This window comes from Azorhizobium sp. AG788 (genome assembly GCF_943371865.1).
Lineage (GTDB): Bacteria > Pseudomonadota > Alphaproteobacteria > Rhizobiales > Xanthobacteraceae > Azorhizobium.
Genome location: NZ_CALRWL010000063.1, coordinates 13,444 through 28,001, shown reverse-complemented (window position 1 = coordinate 28,001; position 14,558 = coordinate 13,444). Strand labels below are relative to the sequence as shown.

General features: G+C 66.5%; 15 protein-coding genes. 3 read left to right on the top strand and 12 right to left on the bottom strand.

Annotated features, from left to right (window positions below; genetic code table 11):
* Positions 1-52: 52 nt before the first annotated feature.
* The 7 genes from AAG816_RS24850 to AAG816_RS24820 form a co-directional block, all read right to left on the bottom strand.
* On the bottom strand, positions 53-793 hold the full coding sequence (locus AAG816_RS24850) for an amino acid ABC transporter ATP-binding protein (protein ID WP_341992394.1): 741 nt from the start codon (positions 791-793) through the stop codon (positions 53-55).
* Entirely contained in the window at positions 771-1,430 is a 660-nt protein-coding gene (locus AAG816_RS24845) for an amino acid ABC transporter permease (protein WP_341992393.1), read from the bottom strand. Before AAG816_RS24845 ends, AAG816_RS24850 begins: the two co-directional genes overlap by 23 nt.
* A complete protein-coding gene (locus AAG816_RS24840) occupies positions 1,427-2,101 on the bottom strand; it encodes an amino acid ABC transporter permease (RefSeq protein WP_341992392.1) in 675 nt (224 codons plus the stop codon). Before AAG816_RS24840 ends, AAG816_RS24845 begins: the two co-directional genes overlap by 4 nt.
* A 68-nt stretch (positions 2,102-2,169) precedes the next feature.
* A complete protein-coding gene (locus AAG816_RS24835) occupies positions 2,170-2,910 on the bottom strand; it encodes a transporter substrate-binding domain-containing protein (protein ID WP_341992398.1) in 741 nt (246 codons plus the stop codon).
* A gap of 368 nt (positions 2,911-3,278) precedes the next feature.
* Entirely contained in the window at positions 3,279-4,628 is a 1,350-nt protein-coding gene (locus tag AAG816_RS24830; protein WP_341992397.1) for a S41 family peptidase, read from the bottom strand.
* Complete coding sequence (locus AAG816_RS24825) at positions 4,625-5,941, bottom strand: peptidoglycan DD-metalloendopeptidase family protein (RefSeq protein ID WP_341992391.1); 1,317 nt, start codon at positions 5,939-5,941, stop codon at positions 4,625-4,627. Before AAG816_RS24825 ends, AAG816_RS24830 begins: the two co-directional genes overlap by 4 nt.
* 214 nt (positions 5,942-6,155) lie before the next feature.
* Complete coding sequence (locus AAG816_RS24820) at positions 6,156-6,776, bottom strand: helix-turn-helix domain-containing protein (RefSeq protein WP_341992390.1); 621 nt, start codon at positions 6,774-6,776, stop codon at positions 6,156-6,158.
* A gap of 92 nt (positions 6,777-6,868) precedes the next feature.
* On the opposite strand from AAG816_RS24820, the gene AAG816_RS24815 reads away from it, so the two are divergent.
* Positions 6,869-7,708, top strand: a complete 840-nt coding sequence (locus AAG816_RS24815; RefSeq protein WP_341992389.1) for an oxidoreductase — start codon at positions 6,869-6,871, stop codon at positions 7,706-7,708.
* A 588-nt stretch (positions 7,709-8,296) separates the two neighbouring features.
* Complete coding sequence (locus tag AAG816_RS24810) at positions 8,297-8,647, top strand: hypothetical protein (protein WP_341992388.1); 351 nt, start codon at positions 8,297-8,299, stop codon at positions 8,645-8,647.
* A 131-nt stretch (positions 8,648-8,778) separates the two neighbouring features.
* Here the strand turns inward: AAG816_RS24810 and rlmH are convergent, their stop codons facing one another.
* From rlmH to AAG816_RS24790, 4 genes are all read right to left on the bottom strand, one after another.
* Complete coding sequence (rlmH, locus tag AAG816_RS24805) at positions 8,779-9,261, bottom strand: 23S rRNA (pseudouridine(1915)-N(3))-methyltransferase RlmH (RefSeq protein WP_341992387.1); 483 nt, start codon at positions 9,259-9,261, stop codon at positions 8,779-8,781.
* Positions 9,262-9,701: 440 nt separating this feature from the next.
* Complete coding sequence (gene rsfS / locus AAG816_RS24800) at positions 9,702-10,064, bottom strand: ribosome silencing factor (RefSeq protein WP_341992386.1); 363 nt, start codon at positions 10,062-10,064, stop codon at positions 9,702-9,704.
* A 122-nt stretch (positions 10,065-10,186) separates the two neighbouring features.
* The gene (locus AAG816_RS24795; RefSeq protein WP_341992385.1) at positions 10,187-10,825 is read right to left on the bottom strand and encodes a nicotinate-nucleotide adenylyltransferase; all 639 of its coding nucleotides are present in this window, start codon (positions 10,823-10,825) and stop codon (positions 10,187-10,189) included.
* A gap of 59 nt (positions 10,826-10,884) precedes the next feature.
* A complete protein-coding gene (locus AAG816_RS24790; RefSeq protein ID WP_341992396.1) occupies positions 10,885-12,117 on the bottom strand; it encodes a glutamate-5-semialdehyde dehydrogenase in 1,233 nt (410 codons plus the stop codon).
* Between the two features lie 373 nt (positions 12,118-12,490).
* Here AAG816_RS24790 and AAG816_RS24785 point away from each other — a divergent pair, with 373 nt between their 5' ends.
* A complete protein-coding gene (locus tag AAG816_RS24785; protein ID WP_341992384.1) occupies positions 12,491-13,270 on the top strand; it encodes a VCBS repeat-containing protein in 780 nt (259 codons plus the stop codon).
* Between the two features lie 44 nt (positions 13,271-13,314).
* On the opposite strand, the gene proB is transcribed toward AAG816_RS24785, so the two are convergent.
* Positions 13,315-14,445, bottom strand: coding sequence for a glutamate 5-kinase (gene proB / locus AAG816_RS24780; protein WP_341992382.1), 1,131 nt, complete (start codon positions 14,443-14,445; stop codon positions 13,315-13,317).
* Positions 14,446-14,558: the final 113 nt, after the last annotated feature.

Here is a 14,558-nt window from a genome sequence, read left to right as displayed (position 1 = left end):
GGCCAGAGAATCATGGGCCAGCGACCGTCCGCGATGTCTCACGGCCGTGCGACTAAGCGGCGCTCGGCGCCACCATCCCCAGAAACTGCTGCAGCTCCGGGGTCTGTGGATTGGTGAACACCTGCTCCGGCGGGCCGATCTCATGCACCCGCCCCTGGTGCATGAACACCACGCGGTCGCAGACCTCGCGGGCAAAGCGCATCTCATGGGTGACCATGAGCAGGGTCATGCCCTCCTCCGCCAGCTTGCCCACCACCTGGAGCACCTCATTGACCAGCTCCGGATCGAGGGCCGAGGTGATCTCGTCGCACAGCAGCGCCAGCGGCTGCATGGCCAGGGCGCGGGCGATGGCGACGCGCTGCTGCTGGCCGCCGGACAGTTCGTCGGGATAGGCATCGAACTTGTGGCCGAGGCCCACCTGCTCCATGCGCTGGCGGGCGACGGCTTCCGCCTCCTTGGCGGACACCTTCTTCACCACCATGGGCGAGAGCATCACATTGCGCCCGGCGGTCAGGTGGGGAAACAGGTTGAACGACTGGAAGATCATCCCGACCTTCAGCCGCAGGGCGCGCAGATGGGCATCGTCCGGGGCCAGATGCGCGCCGGCCACCAGGATCGAGCCCTCGTCGATGCTCTCCAGGCCGTTGATGCAGCGGAGCAGGGTGGACTTGCCGGAGCCGCTCTTGCCGATGATGGCGATGACCTCGCCCGCGGCCACGTCCAGCGTGATGCCCTTGAGCACCTCATTGTCGCCGAAACGCTTGCGCACCTCAGTGATTGCGATGAGCGACATTCAGCTTCCTTTCCAGGATCTGGCTGCTCTTGGAGAGCGGCCAGCACAAAGCGAAATAGATCAGCGCCGCGAGGCCATAGACCACGAACGGCTGGAAGGTGGCGTTGGTGATCATGGTGGAAGCCTTGGACAGCTCCACGAAGCCGATGATGGAGGTGAGCGCAGTGCCCTTCACCACCTGCACCGAAAAGCCCACCGTGGGCGGCACCGCGATGCGCATGGCCTGGGGCAGCACCACGTGGCGCATCTGCTCCACATAGGTCATGGCCAGGCTCGAGGAGGCCTCCCACTGGCCGCGCGGGATCGCCTCCACGCAGCCGCGCCAGATCTCCGCCAGGAAGGCCGAGGTCCACAGCGTCAGCGACAGGCCGGCGGCCAGCCACGGCGGCACGTTGAGGCCCAGCAGCGACAGGCCGAAGAAGCACAGGAACAGCTGCATCAGCAGCGGCGTGCCCTGCACCAGCTCAATATAGAGCCCCGCCCCGCGGCGCCCCCACTTGCCGCGCCCGGTGCGGGCGAACAGCACCAGCAGGCCCAGCACGCCGCCGCCGACAAAGGCGACGAGGGACAGAAGAATGGTCCATTCCGCCGCGAACAGCAGGTTGCGCAGAATGTCCCAGGTGGTGAACGGGCTCATCGGGTGGCCCTCCGGCGCGGAAACAGCAGGCCGGCCAGGGAGCGCATGCCCTGCCGCAGGATCAGCGCCAGCACCAGATAGAGCACGGTGGCGATGATATAGACCTCGAACGCCCGGAAGGTGCGGGACTGGATGAAGTTGGCGGCAAAGGTGATGTCCTCCACCGCGATCTGCGAGCACACCGCCGAGCCGAACATGACGATGACGATCTGCGACGACAGCGCCGGCCAGATCCGCTGCAGCGCCGGCATCAGCACCACATGGAAGAAGGTCTGCAGCCGGGTCATGGCCAGGCTCGCCCCGGCCTCGAACTGGCCCTTGGGGGTGGCTTCGATGCCGGCGCGGATGATCTCGCAGCCATAGGCGCCGAGATTGATCACCATGGCCAGGATCGCCGCCTGCATCTCGCCCAGCGAGATGCCCAGCGACGGCAGGCCGAAGAAGATGAAGAACAATTGGATCAGGAACGGGGTGTTGCGGATCAATTCCACATAGAGCGCCACCGGCGGGCGCAGCCAGCGCGGCCCGAGGCTGCGCGCCCAGGCGCAGGCAATCCCCACCCCCACCCCGAGCACCCCGCCGATGACGGTGAGTTCCACCGTGATGGCGATGCCCTTGAGGAACAGCGGCACATATGGGGCGATGGCCCCGAAATCGAACACATAGGTCATGTCGGCGCGCCCCCTGATCCGCCGCCGTGCCGGCCGGGCTCAGGCCCGGCCGGTCGTGTGCGCGAGGCTCAGAGACCGGCGGGCAGCGGCGCGCCGAGCCACTTCTGCGAGATGGCGTTCAACGAGCCATCGGCCTTGGCGGCGGTCAGGATGGCGTTGACCTTCTCCAGCAGCTTCGGCTCGTCCTTGTTGAGGCCGATGTAGCAGGGCGAATCCTTGATCAGGAACTTCACCTCCGGCTTGCGCGGCGGGTTGCGGGCGAGAATCGCCGCGGCGGTGACGTTGCCGGTGACGATCACCTTCACCTGGCCGGACAGGAAGGCGGAGATGGTGGAATTGTTGTCCTCATAGCGCTTGATGTCGGCGGTGGCCGGCGCGATTTTCGACAGTTCCATGTCCTCATTGGCGCCGCGGGTGACGCCCACGGTCATGCCGGCCAGGTCTTCCGGCTTGGTCACCTTCACGTCGGCGGGGCCGAACGCGCCGTTAAAGAACGGGGCATAGGCCACGGTGAAGTCGATCACCTTCTCCCGGTCCGGGTTCTTGCCCAGGCTGGAGATCACCAGATCGGCCTTCTTGGTCTGGAGATAGGGAATGCGGTTTGAGGAGGCCACCGGCACCAGCTCCGCCTTCACGCCCAGCTTGGCGGCGATCAGGTTGGCGACGTCGATGTCATAGCCCACCGGCTTCAGGTCCGGCCCCACCGAGCCGAACGGGGGAAAATCCTGCGGCACCGCCACCTTGATGACGCCGGCCTTCAGGATGTCGGCAAGGCCGTCCGCCCGCGCATCAACCGGGGCAAGGCCCATGACGGCCGCCACGGCAAGCCCCAGTCCACCGAGGGCGATCGAACGGCGATGAAACAGCATGGAGGTCTCCCGGCACAAACAAGTGCGGCAGACACAGCAAGCCGCATGCCACGCGGTCGGAAGTGCCAATTATGCATGCAAATTCAGGCCGTCGGACGCAGCGGCGCCAAATGACGCCGCCGCCGGCACTGATATGCCGAAAATATAAGCAGATAGTTTGCCTCTATTTACGGCATTTGCCGCCTTTTCGGCAGCGGCGCCGGCCGCGGCGCGGGACCTCGACGGCCCATGCCAACGACAAAGGCCCCGCCGGGATCCGGCGGGGCCTTTGAGAGGCGATGCAACGACGACAGGTCCAGGGACCCGAATCAGTTGGCCTGGGTGGTCTTGTTGGGGTTCGGCGGGAAGGCGGCGTTCTTCACCGTGCCTTCCAGCAGTTCCTTGGCCATCTTCAGCTGGGTGTCATCCTTCGGATCGGGCGGCACATAAGACGGCGAGCCGGTCTGCTCATCGTCGCCATTCTTCAGATGGCCGCGCAGGGACGCTTCGCCTCGGGTGGTATCGCCACCGGCGGCTTCAATCTTGGCCTTCTGCTCGGCCGGGATGTCCTGCACCAGGATGATGTCCGGCTCGATGCCCTTGGCCTGGATGGACCGGCCCGAGGGCGTGTAATAGCGCGCGGTGGTCAGCCGCAGCGCGCCGTTGCCGCCCAGCGGGATGATGGTCTGCACCGAGCCCTTGCCGAAGCTGCGCGAGCCGAGAATGGTCGCGCGCTTGTGGTCCTGCAACGCGCCGGCGACGATTTCCGAGGCCGAAGCCGAGCCGCCGTTGGTGAGCACGATGATCGGCTTGCCCTTCACCAGATCGCCACCGCGCGCGTTGAAGCGCTGGGTCTCGTCCGCATTGCGGCCGCGGGTGGAGACGATCTCGCCCCGCTCCAGGAAGGCGTCCGACACCGAGATGGCCTGGTCCAGCAGACCACCGGGATTGTTGCGCAGGTCGATGATGTAGCCCTTGACCTTGTCCGGCCCGATCTGGGCGGTGACGTCTTCAATGGCCTTTTTCAGATTGTCGTAGGTCTGCTCGTTGAACGAGGTGATGCGCACATAGCCGATGTCGCCATCCTCGATGCGCGAGCGCACCGCCTTGATCTTGATGGTGTCGCGCACCACCGTGATCTCGATCGGCTTGTCCGCGCCCTTGCGGACGATGGTGAGCTTGATGGGCGCCTTCACCGCGCCGCGCATCTTCTCCACCGCCTGGTTCAGGGTCAGGCCCTGCACCTGGTCGTCGTCGAGCTTGGTGATGATGTCGCCGGCCTGGATGCCCGCCTTGGCGGCGGGGGTATCGTCGATGGGGGCGATGACCTTCACCAGGCCATCTTCCATGGTCACTTCGATGCCGAGGCCGCCGAACTCGCCGCGGGTCTGCACCTGCATGTCCCGGAAGCTCTTGGCATCCATGTAGGACGAGTGCGGATCCAGGCTGGTGAGCATGCCGTTGATGGCCGCCTCGATCAGCTTGGCGTCGTCGGGCTTCTCCACATAATCGGAGCGCACGCGCTCGAACACGTCACCGAATAGGCTGAGCTGACGGTAGGTGTCCGACGCGGCAGCCTCGGCAGCGGTGCCGAGGAACAGGCGCGGCTGCACGGCGGCGACGGCCACCAGGGCACCGGCGGCAACGCCAAAGAGGAAGAGGGACGTACGACGCATTATCCGCGCACCTTCTGACTGTCCGTTGCCGCCCACCAGGGAGCGGGGTCGATCGAGATTCCGTCTTTGCGGAATTCCACATACAATTGGGGCTGCCCGGAGGCCGATCCCGGCGCTCCGGCACGGGCGACGCTTCCCATCACCGCCACCGGCTCGCCCGCGAGGACGAACTGACCCAGATCTACGGTGATCCGCTCCATGCCCGCCATCAAAATATGGTATCCGCCGCCCGCATTGATGATCAAGAGTTGTCCATAGGAGCGGAACGGGCCGGCATATACAACCCAGCCATCCGTCGGGGCAGCCACTTGCGCCCCGGCGCGGGTGGCGAAAGTCATCCCCTTCTCGGTGCCGCCGAGCCCATCGGCACCGCCGAAGTCCCGCAGCCGGACGCCGGCCACAGGCAATGGCAGCAAGCCCTTAGCCTGGACAAACGGGCGCGCCGGCGCCATGCGGGCGGCATTACCCAGCGCCGCCACTTCGGTCTTGCCGGGCTCCGGCGGCTTGGCCGCGGCGGTGGCCGCTTCGGCGGCGGCACGGGCCGCGGGCGCCACTTCGGTCTCCAGCCTTGTCACGAGATCGTGCACATCGCCGGTGGTTTTTGCCACCGCTTCGGCCTGGGCTTTTTCCGCCGGAAGGTCCGAATTCCCTTCCGCCACCCGGCGCTGACGCTCGGTCACATAGGTGGACAGGCGCTTGCGATCCTCCTCCATGGCGGTTCGCAGGCTTGAAAGGGTATCGCGCGCCTTGGCCAGATCGGTGCGCACCCGCGACAGATCCGCCAGATCCGCCGCCAGGGTCTCGGCCTCCACGCGCATTTCCGGCAGCAGCGCGCCCAAGAGGATGGCCGAGCGCACCGCGTCCAGCGCATCATCCGGCCGCATGAGCAAGGCTGGCGGCGGATTGCGGCCCATGCGCACCAGGGCGCCCAGCACTTCCGCCAGCACGCCCCGGCGCTTGAGCAGCGAGGCCCGGATGTCGGATGCGTTGGCATCCAGGCCGGAGATGCGGCTCTCCAGATCGATGATCTGCTGCTCCACCGCCCGCAGGCGCGTGGTGGTATCCACCAGCAATTGGTTGAACTTGGCCCGGTCGCCCTTCACCGATTCCAGTTCGGCGCGCACCTGGCTCTGGAATTCGGCGGCGCCGCGGATGTCCGCATTGAGGGCGTCGGTATTCACCGGCGCCGGGCGCGGCCGGGGCACCGGCGCGCTGGCGCCCGGCGTGGGCGCCACTTGCGCGCGCACGCCCGCCGCGCCGGCCAGTGCCGCGCAGAACGCCAAAGCGCAGAGGATCAAGCCGGAACGGGCAACCATGGGACAGATCTAAGCCCGTGAAGTTGAGGATATGTAAACCATGACCGCGCCGCTGTCCGCCATGGCACCGCGGCGCAGGGACCGCGGTCGCCAGCGGCGGGCGTCCGCACGGCGCAATGGGGCGAATCGCGTGCTCCTTCGCTCCAGGTCGTACAGCGCCCACGACCGGAAGCGGACCTTCAGTCTGACGTTGAAGATCGTGCTGCTTTGCGATTCACCACCGCAGCAAGTCAGCGCGCCTGTTGGACTCAACGAAGCCCAGCAGGACGGTGATGGCTGTCGCTTGCGCCTTTTCGGGCAGCTGCGCGTCGGTGATCTCGTCGGCGATCCAGAACGACAAGCAGCCGCGAAAGGCGATCGCCAGTTGCTCGGGCACACGCTCGGCGGCGACCTTGGCCAAGTCGGGATCGATGCCGTCGCCGTCGCCGAATGCAGCGGCCCACAGGGCTCGTGATTGGGCGCTGACTTCGCTCGGTTTGGCGCCAGGGAAACCGAGCGACCGGATGATCGCCCGGTTGATTTGGGGCTCCTCGAGCATGACGGCGACTGCGATCGATACGGCGGCAAGCACGCGGCTGATCGTATCGCCGGGAGGCGCGGTCTCGAAGAAGCGCTCGCTCATGAGATCAATGCGGCGCGCCGACAGCGCCTGCGCGATCGCCGCCTTGCTTCCGAATTGATTGAACGGCGTAGCGAAGCTCACGCCCGCCTCGGCCGCCAGCTCGCGCATTGAGAAGGCGGCGGCGCCATCGGCGCGCAGCAGGCGCTCGGCGGCGTCGAGCACCGCCTCACGCGCCAGTGTTCGCTTTTGCTCTCGAACGGACATCTCACCCATGGGGCCAAGGTGGTCTACCCCGCGTCTTGCGTCAATAAATTATATCATGATATAACAATTTGCATCCCCACCTGACGGCCGCGAGACCTGCCATGACCGCATCGACCAAGACGTTTCTGATCACCGGTGTCAGCTCCGGCCTGGGCAACGCCTTCGCCGCCGCCGCTTTGCAGGCCGGCCACGTGGTGATCGGGACTGTTCGTAACGCTCAAGCCGCGTCGGCGCATGAGGCGCTGGCGCCGGGGCGGGCGCACGCACTGGTGCTCGACGTTACCGATTTCGACGCCGTGGCCGCTCAAGTCCCCAACGCGGAGCGCCGGTTCGGCGCGGTCGATGTTCTCGTCAACAATGCCGGCTACGGTCAGGAAGGCGTGGTGGAAGAGTCGTCGATGGACGATCTGCGCCGCCAGTTCGACGCCAATGTCTTTGGCGCGGTGGCGATGATCAAAGCCGTGCTGCCCGGCATGCGCGCGCGCGGCTCTGGCCGCATCATCAATGTCACATCCATGGGCGGCTTCATCACCATGCCCGGCATTGCCTACTATTGCGGAAGCAAGTTCGCGCTGGAGGGCATTTCCGAAGCCTTGGGCAAGGAGGTTAAGTCGCTCGGCATCCATGTGACCGCCCTGGCGCCGGGGCAGTTCCGCACCGACTGGGCCGGACGTTCCATGGACCGTGCGCCGCGCAGCATCCCCGCCTATGACGCGATCATGGACCCGATCCGCGCGGCGCGTCAGGCCAAGAGCGGACGCCAGCCGGGCGATCCGGCCAAGGCCGCGCAGGCTTTGCTGACGCTCGTGGACTCTGATGCTCCGCCCACGCGGCTGTATCTCGGCGAGGACGCGCTCGCTGTGGTCGAGCAGAAGCTGGACCTGATGCGGACCGAGATCGCCACGTGGGAGGCGCTCTCCCGGTCCACGAACTTCGACTAGGTAGAACATGCGAGGCACGGGCGGCGCGAGTGGCGACGCAACGTCCGCAACCCGCCCGTTGCAGACATTTGAGCCGACTGCTTTCATGCCGTGAGCTGAAGGCAAACGGGGGAAAAGATGGACAGCGGTCCACTCCGCGATATGGCCAGCCTCTCGCCAGCCCTGCGAGCGGCGGCTGAAACCGAATGCTTGTATTGGGGGAAAGAGCAACCTCCGCGGACGGTGCTCGCGGGCTCGTTGGCCGCAGCCCTAGCAGGGACTTCTCTGGATGAGGAAACACTACAGCGCGTGTTCGATATATGTGAGGCGGCGTTCGCCGCCGATCACTCTGATGCCGATGCAATAGCTACCGGTTTTCTAGAGGCCCTACAGCATGCGGATGGCCGACACGCCTTTGATTTTCGCACTGTCGCACGATTCTTAGGCTCCCGATCCGAAGCGCATTGCCGTGCCATGGATAAGCTTCACGGAGTACGAACACGCGGCCTATGACGCTTGCATCCCACACAGGCCTATTGGTTACGGCCGCCGCTCGGAGGCGGCATGCGACCCGTTGCAGACATTTGCCCACGGTGCGATGATTTACGAATGATCGTGCACCTTTTATTCAATGGCATTCCAATAGGTGCCGGAAGCCTGATGCAGCTTGATCCACCTATGGGTATAGCGACGGGCACGTTTGAGCCAACCGATCATTACGATCGCGACTCTCACGCTAATATCGTTGAAGGAAAGTATTTAAGTGATCGGGGAAAATCTCTGGTCGCCATCTCAAATGAATATGGGCCGATCGACTGTAGCGGGGTTGGGATTGAGGACTCCTTCGAAAGCATTGGTGAGCAGGTAGTTACAATATTTGGCATTCCATACCCAAAATACTCTGAAATTTTCGCGGATTACGAGGATTACAAATCCTATTATCCGGATCGAAGCGAATGACCGCCTTCCACCCCGAACAGCCCTTCGGCATGTCCGCTTTCGGCTCCGGCGACCGGCCTTGTCGGTAACAGTCTATTCCCCTCATTTCAGGGCGTGGGATGCCAATGCCGGGATCGAAACGGCAATCCGCCTCAGGCGCGATGGTAGGGGTGGCCGGACAGGATGGTGGTGGCGCGATAGACCTGCTCGGCCAGCATCACCCGGACCAATTGGTGCGGGAAGGTGGCGGCGCCGAATGCCAGCAGCACGTCGGCGCGGGTCCGCAGGGCATCCGACAGGCCATCCGCCCCGCCGATGATGAGGCACAGCGCCGGCACGCCCCGATCGCGATCGATGCGGACGCGGGCGGAAAAATCTTCGCTGGAGAGGCTTTTTCCGCGCGGATCGAGCGCGACGACGGTGGCACCGCCGGGGATGGCGGCCAGAATGCCCTGGCCTTCCTCCGCCATGCGGTCTTCCGGGCGCCGGGCGGCGGATTCGCTCAATTCCACGGTCTCGAAGCCGGACAGGCCGAGCGAACGGCCGGAGGCCTTGGCGCGATCCAGATAGCGGGAGACCAGATCGCGCTCGGCGCCGGCCTTCAGCCGGCCAACGCAGATCAGGAGGATGCGCATGAAGGGTGAGATCCGGGACAGTGCGCCACGCACGGCGCGAAACACAGCGACCGGCCACCGCAGGCCGGATAGGCGCGGCGGGCCATGCCGGTCAAACGTGCCCGGCCACGGCCAGGCGGGTCAAAACCGGCTCGGCCACAGCCGAAGGGTCAAGGCCGAAGGACCAAAGCCGTACGGTCAAAACCCCGACGGCGCGGATGCGAGCCGCGCATGACCGGACCGCGGTGCGGCCCGACAGCTTTGAATGACTGCGCAAAACGTGTGAGGTCGCAAAACGCATGAGGTCGCAAACCGTGTGAGGGCGCAAAGCTCGCCCCTCGCCGCCAGGACCGAAGCTCTCGGCCCGCGCGAGACGCGAAACCAGCCATGGACGCGCACTGCATCACGCGGTGCGACGTCGAGCATGGGCCCTCAGGCAGACAGGACCGGACCGCGTGCCGTCAGGACGGCACGGCTCCCGACCACATCTTTTCGATGTTGTAGAAGCTGCGGACTTCGGGCTGGAAGACATGGACGATCACATCGGCCGCGTCGATCAGCACCCAGTCACAGGCTGGCTGGCCCTCCACGCGCACATGACGCATGCCGGCTGCCTTCAGCGCCTCGATGAGGTGCTCGGCGATAGCGCCCACGTGCCGCTGCGAGCGGCCGGAAGCAACCACCATATAGTCGGCGATGGACGTCTTGCCACGCAGATCGATGCTGATGATGTCCTCGGACTTGTCATCATCGAGTTGGGCGAGAACGAGGGTGAGAATCTCCTCGGCGTCAAGCTGCGCCTGGGAGATCGGTGCGGCCGCCATGGTCTCTGCGGCCGCCAAGAGAGCCGTCGTGGACAGGGGTCCGGATCCTCTCGGTCTGTTGAACGATCCCCTCGGGCGGACGAAGTCTTACCCTGGGATCGCCAAAACAGAATGCAGGCAAATCAAGGAAATTTCAAGGGTGACTGCGCATCGCTCCCATGCGCTCCCGCCGCAAGGGCTCTTTGGGCCGCCCGGATCTCGGTGGAGGAGATGGGAGACTTGAGCCCGTGCAGGAAGGTCCAGGCCGGTGGGGCAAGGTCCGCCAGGGCGCAGGCCTGCTGCTCCGGCACCCGATACGGGGCCAGCGCCTGGGCGGCGCGGGAGGAGGTTGCGCACAGGCTGTCCCCCAGCCGATCCACCACCGCGATGGGCACCAGATTGGCCAGCGCCCGCCACCGCTGCCAGCGGGCGAAATGGGCCAGATTGTCCGCGCCCATGATCCACACGAACCGCACCCGCGGCTGCCGGCGCACCAGTTCGGCCACGGTCTCATAGCTGTAGCGGGTGCCGAGCGTGGCCTCGACCCCGGTCACGTCGATGAGCGGATGGTGCGCCACCCGCCGGGCGAACGTCACCCGGTCCTGCACCGAGGGCAGATCCCAATTGTCTTTCAACGGGTTGCCCGGCGTCACCAGCCACCAGATGCGATCCAGTTGCAGGCGCTTCAGCGCCAGCAGGCTGGCGGCGCGGTGGGCCGCATGGGCGGGATTGAAGGTGCCGCCGAACAGGCCGATCCGCATGCCCGGGGAGACGATGGGCATGCTGACGGCCGCGCGCGCGCTGACTGGCTGCATCGGCGTTCCTATCCGCGGTTCGCAGCTCACGGGCGGATCTGCCCGGTGCCATGGACCCGGTATTTGAACGAGGTGAGTTGCTCGGCGCCCACCGGCCCGCGCGCATGCATGCGGCCGGTGGCGATGCCGATTTCGGCGCCGAAGCCGAATTCGCCGCCGTCGGCGAATTGGGTGGAGGCATTGTGCACCACGATGGCCGAATCCACTTCCGCCAAGAACCGCTCGGCGGCGGCCGCATCGGCGGTGATGATCGAATCGGTGTGGTGCGAGCCGTGGGTCTCGATATGGGCGATGGCGGCGGTCTCGTCGGCCACCAGCTTCACCGAGATGATGGCATCCTCATATTCCGTGTCCCAGTCGGCGGCGACCGCCGGCTTGACCCGGCCGTCCACCGCCTGGGTGGCGGCATCGCCGCGCACTTCGCAGCCGGCGTCCAGCAGCATGGTCACCAAAGGCGCCAGATGGGTGCCGGCCACGGCCTGATCCACCAGCAGCGTCTCGGCGGCACCGCAGATGCCGGTGCGGCGCATCTTGGCGTTCAGCAGCACCGAGCGGGCCATGGCGAGGTCAGCGGCGGCATGGACATAGACATGGACGATGCCGTCCAGATGGGCGAACACCGGCACCCGGGCCTCGCTCTGCACCCGGCCCACCAGCCCCTTGCCGCCGCGCGGCACGATGACGTCGATATTTCCGTCGAGACCGCCGAGCATCAGGCCCACCGCCGTGCGATCGGCGAACGGCACGAACTGCACCGTCTCCGCCGAGAGCCCCGCCTCCACCAGCCCGGCCACGAAGGCGGCGTGGATGGCGCCGGACGAGCCCAGGCTGTCGGAGCCGCCGCGCAGGATCACCGCATTGCCCGCGCGCACGCACAGAGCGGCGGCATCGGCGGTGACATTGGGGCGGCTCTCATAGATCACGCCGATCACGCCCAGCGGCGTGCGCACCCGCTCCATGATCAGCCCATTGGGCCGGGTCCAGCGCTCGGTCACCGCGCCCACCGGATCGGGCAGGCCGGCCACCATGTCGATGCCGGCGGCGATGGCTTCGATGCGCGCTTCGGTCAGCGCGAGGCGATCCTGGAACGCCGCGCTCATGCTGTCTGCGCGGGCGCGCGTCATGTCGGCTTCATTGGCCGCGAGTATTTTCGGAATGCTGGCACGGATGTGCGCGGCAGCGGCGCGCAGGGCCTGCGTCTTGGTCGCCGCATCGGCCAAGGCCAGGGCCCGGCCGGCGATACGCGCCCGCTTCCCCATGTCCAGCAGAAAGGCCGCAATGTCCGGCGGCGACGCCAGACGATCCGTGATCGCATGGACGGAGGCTCGGGCGACGCTGGCTGTGGACATGGCATCAACTCACGGACAGGACAATCGATCACCCGGCCGCGACCAGGGTGCATGGTCTTAGCATGCGGCGGGACTGTCTTGACAGTCCCGAACGTAGCGGGATGTCCGCCCGCGCGGGGTGCCAAAGATGTGAGAGCACGGCGCCTTGGCGAGTGTTAGCACAAGGAGCGACCCTCGCGGGGCCGGATGGCTCTCTCCAAATTTCTTCATTGCAAGGAATGTAATGATGGCCCTCCGCATTCCTGCCGGTCTTGCTGTCCTTCTGGCTGGGTGCGGGATCGCCATGGCGGCACCGCCGGCAACGCCTTTGCCCGGCGCCCGGGCCGCCCAGGGCCATCAGAACATCGCCCAGGCCTATCTGGCCGATCCAACCGGGCGCTACGCGCATTTCGTCCTGGGTGCCGATTACGAGGCCGCCAGCCTTGTGGTGGTGCTGAAGGATGGGCGCACCGTGAAGCTCACCTTGCCGCCCGATGAGGTGTTCGAGGATCGCACGCCGCGCCTTGCGGACCTCAATGGCGACGGCACCGACGAGATCGTCCTGGTGCGGTCATCCCTGCGCAGCGGATCCTCTCTGGTGGTCATCGCGGAGCGCGCCGGCCGGCTTGCCATCATCGCCGAGACGCCCGGCACCGGGGCTCCCAAACGTTGGCTCAATCCCGCCGGCATTGCCGATTTTGACGGCGACGGGCGGCTTGACATCGGTTACGTCCAGCAGCCCCACGTCCTGGGCCTGTTGAAAATCGTCACCCTGTCCGAGGGAACGTTGCGGGAGATCGCCAGCTTTCCCGGCGTCTCCAACCATGCGGCGGGCTCCAACCAGCAGGGCCTGGCGGCGGTGGCTGATTTCAATGGCGACGGCGCCGCCGATCTGGCGATCCCGTCCTTTGATCGTCAGAGCCTGGTGTTTCTGTCGTTCCGCGACGGCCCGCATGTCCTGAAGCGCGTTCCGCTGCAGGGCCCCGCCACCAGTGATTTCAAGCTGATCCGAGACGGCGAACAGCCGGCGGTGTCCGTGGGCCTCTCCGGCGGCCGACGGCAAATGGTGCCCTTCACCCCCTGAAATGCCGGGCGCTTCGGTCCCGCACGAAAGGCGCGAAACCCGATCTACTCCGCGCCGAGGGCCATATCGTCCCGATGCACCATCTCCGAGCGGCCCGGCAAACCGAGAATGGTCTCGATCTCCGCCGTGGAGCGGCCGCGGATACGTTCCGCATGGGCATTGTCGAACGCCACCAGCCCACGGCCGATCTCGCTGCCGTCCGGGCCGCGCAGCAGCACCGCGTCGCCGCGCTCGAAGGTGCCGTCCACCCGCACCACGCCGGCCGGCAGCAGGCTCGCCCCCCGGCGCAGGGCCGCCACCGCGCCCTCGTCCAGATGCAGCACGCCGCGCGCCTCAAGCGTGCCGGCGATCCAGGCCTTGCGGGCGCGGGCCGGGGTCGCCCCGGCCAGGAACCAGGTGCAGCGGCCGCCCTCGGCGATGCGCTTGAGCGGGTTTTTCAGATGGCCGGAGGCGATCACCATATGGGTGCCGGCGGCGGTGGCGATCTTGCCGGCCTCGATCTTGGTGCGCATGCCGCCGCGCGACAGTTCCGAGCCGGCGGCCCCGGCCATGCCCTCGATCTCGCCGGTGATGCGCGGCACGACGGGAATGTGCTGGGCATCGGGATTGTGCGCCGGCGGGGCGGTATAGAGGCCGTCGATGTCCGAGAGCAGGATCAGCAGATCGGCGCTGGCCATGGTGGCGACCCGGGCGGCGAGGCGATCATTGTCGCCATAGCGGATCTCGCTGGTGGCCACCGTGTCATTCTCATTGATCACCGGCACCGCCCGGTAATCCAACAGCCGCGCCAAAGTATTGCGGGCGTTGAGATAGCGCCGCCGCTCCTCGGTGTCGCCGAGGGTGAGCAGCACCTGGCCGGCGGTGATGTCCTCATGGCCCAGAATTTCCGCCCAGGTGCGCGCCAGCGCGATCTGGCCGACGGCGGCGGCGGCCTGGCTGTCTTCCAGCTTCAGCGGCCCGCGCGGCAGATTGAGCACCGTGCGCCCCAGCGCGATGGCCCCCGAGGAGACCACCAGCACATCCGCGCCGCGCCCGTGCAGGGCGCCGATATCTTCCGCGAGCGAGGTCAGCCATGGCAGGCGCACCTTGCCGCGGGCGGAATCCACCAGCAGGGCAGAGCCCACCTTGATGACGATGCGGCGGAAATCGGCGAGGGCGGGAGTGGCTGCTGTCACGGGCGGCATCTTCGCTTGAGGCAGCGGCGCGCCCGGTTCCCCGGTCGGCGCCGCATGCGGCATGGGCGGCCTCGATAGCCCAAGCGCGGCCGCGCGAACAGGGGCGCGGCCGG

What these genes read in the sequence shown, in the direction of transcription:
- rsfS (WP_341992386.1), bottom strand. Translation starts at nt 10,064, where the DNA reads ATGGCGGCCGCACCGATCTCCCAGGCGCAGCTTGACGCCGAGGAGATT.
- AAG816_RS24810 (WP_341992388.1), top strand. Translation starts at nt 8,297, where the DNA reads ATGATCGTGCACCTTTTATTCAATGGCATTCCAATAGGTGCCGGAAGC.
- AAG816_RS24815 (WP_341992389.1), top strand. Translation starts at nt 6,869, where the DNA reads ATGACCGCATCGACCAAGACGTTTCTGATCACCGGTGTCAGCTCCGGC.
- AAG816_RS24785 (WP_341992384.1), top strand. Translation starts at nt 12,491, where the DNA reads ATGGCGGCACCGCCGGCAACGCCTTTGCCCGGCGCCCGGGCCGCCCAG.
- rlmH (WP_341992387.1), bottom strand. Translation starts at nt 9,261, where the DNA reads ATGCGCATCCTCCTGATCTGCGTTGGCCGGCTGAAGGCCGGCGCCGAG.
- AAG816_RS24820 (WP_341992390.1), bottom strand. Translation starts at nt 6,776, where the DNA reads ATGGGTGAGATGTCCGTTCGAGAGCAAAAGCGAACACTGGCGCGTGAG.
- AAG816_RS24850 (WP_341992394.1), bottom strand. Translation starts at nt 793, where the DNA reads ATGTCGCTCATCGCAATCACTGAGGTGCGCAAGCGTTTCGGCGACAAT.
- AAG816_RS24825 (WP_341992391.1), bottom strand. Translation starts at nt 5,941, where the DNA reads ATGGTTGCCCGTTCCGGCTTGATCCTCTGCGCTTTGGCGTTCTGCGCG.
- AAG816_RS24840 (WP_341992392.1), bottom strand. Translation starts at nt 2,101, where the DNA reads ATGACCTATGTGTTCGATTTCGGGGCCATCGCCCCATATGTGCCGCTG.
- AAG816_RS24835 (WP_341992398.1), bottom strand. Translation starts at nt 2,910, where the DNA reads ATGGGCCTTGCCCCGGTTGATGCGCGGGCGGACGGCCTTGCCGACATC.
- AAG816_RS24795 (WP_341992385.1), bottom strand. Translation starts at nt 10,825, where the DNA reads ATGCCCATCGTCTCCCCGGGCATGCGGATCGGCCTGTTCGGCGGCACC.
- AAG816_RS24845 (WP_341992393.1), bottom strand. Translation starts at nt 1,430, where the DNA reads ATGAGCCCGTTCACCACCTGGGACATTCTGCGCAACCTGCTGTTCGCG.
- AAG816_RS24790 (WP_341992396.1), bottom strand. Translation starts at nt 12,117, where the DNA reads ATGGGGAAGCGGGCGCGTATCGCCGGCCGGGCCCTGGCCTTGGCCGAT.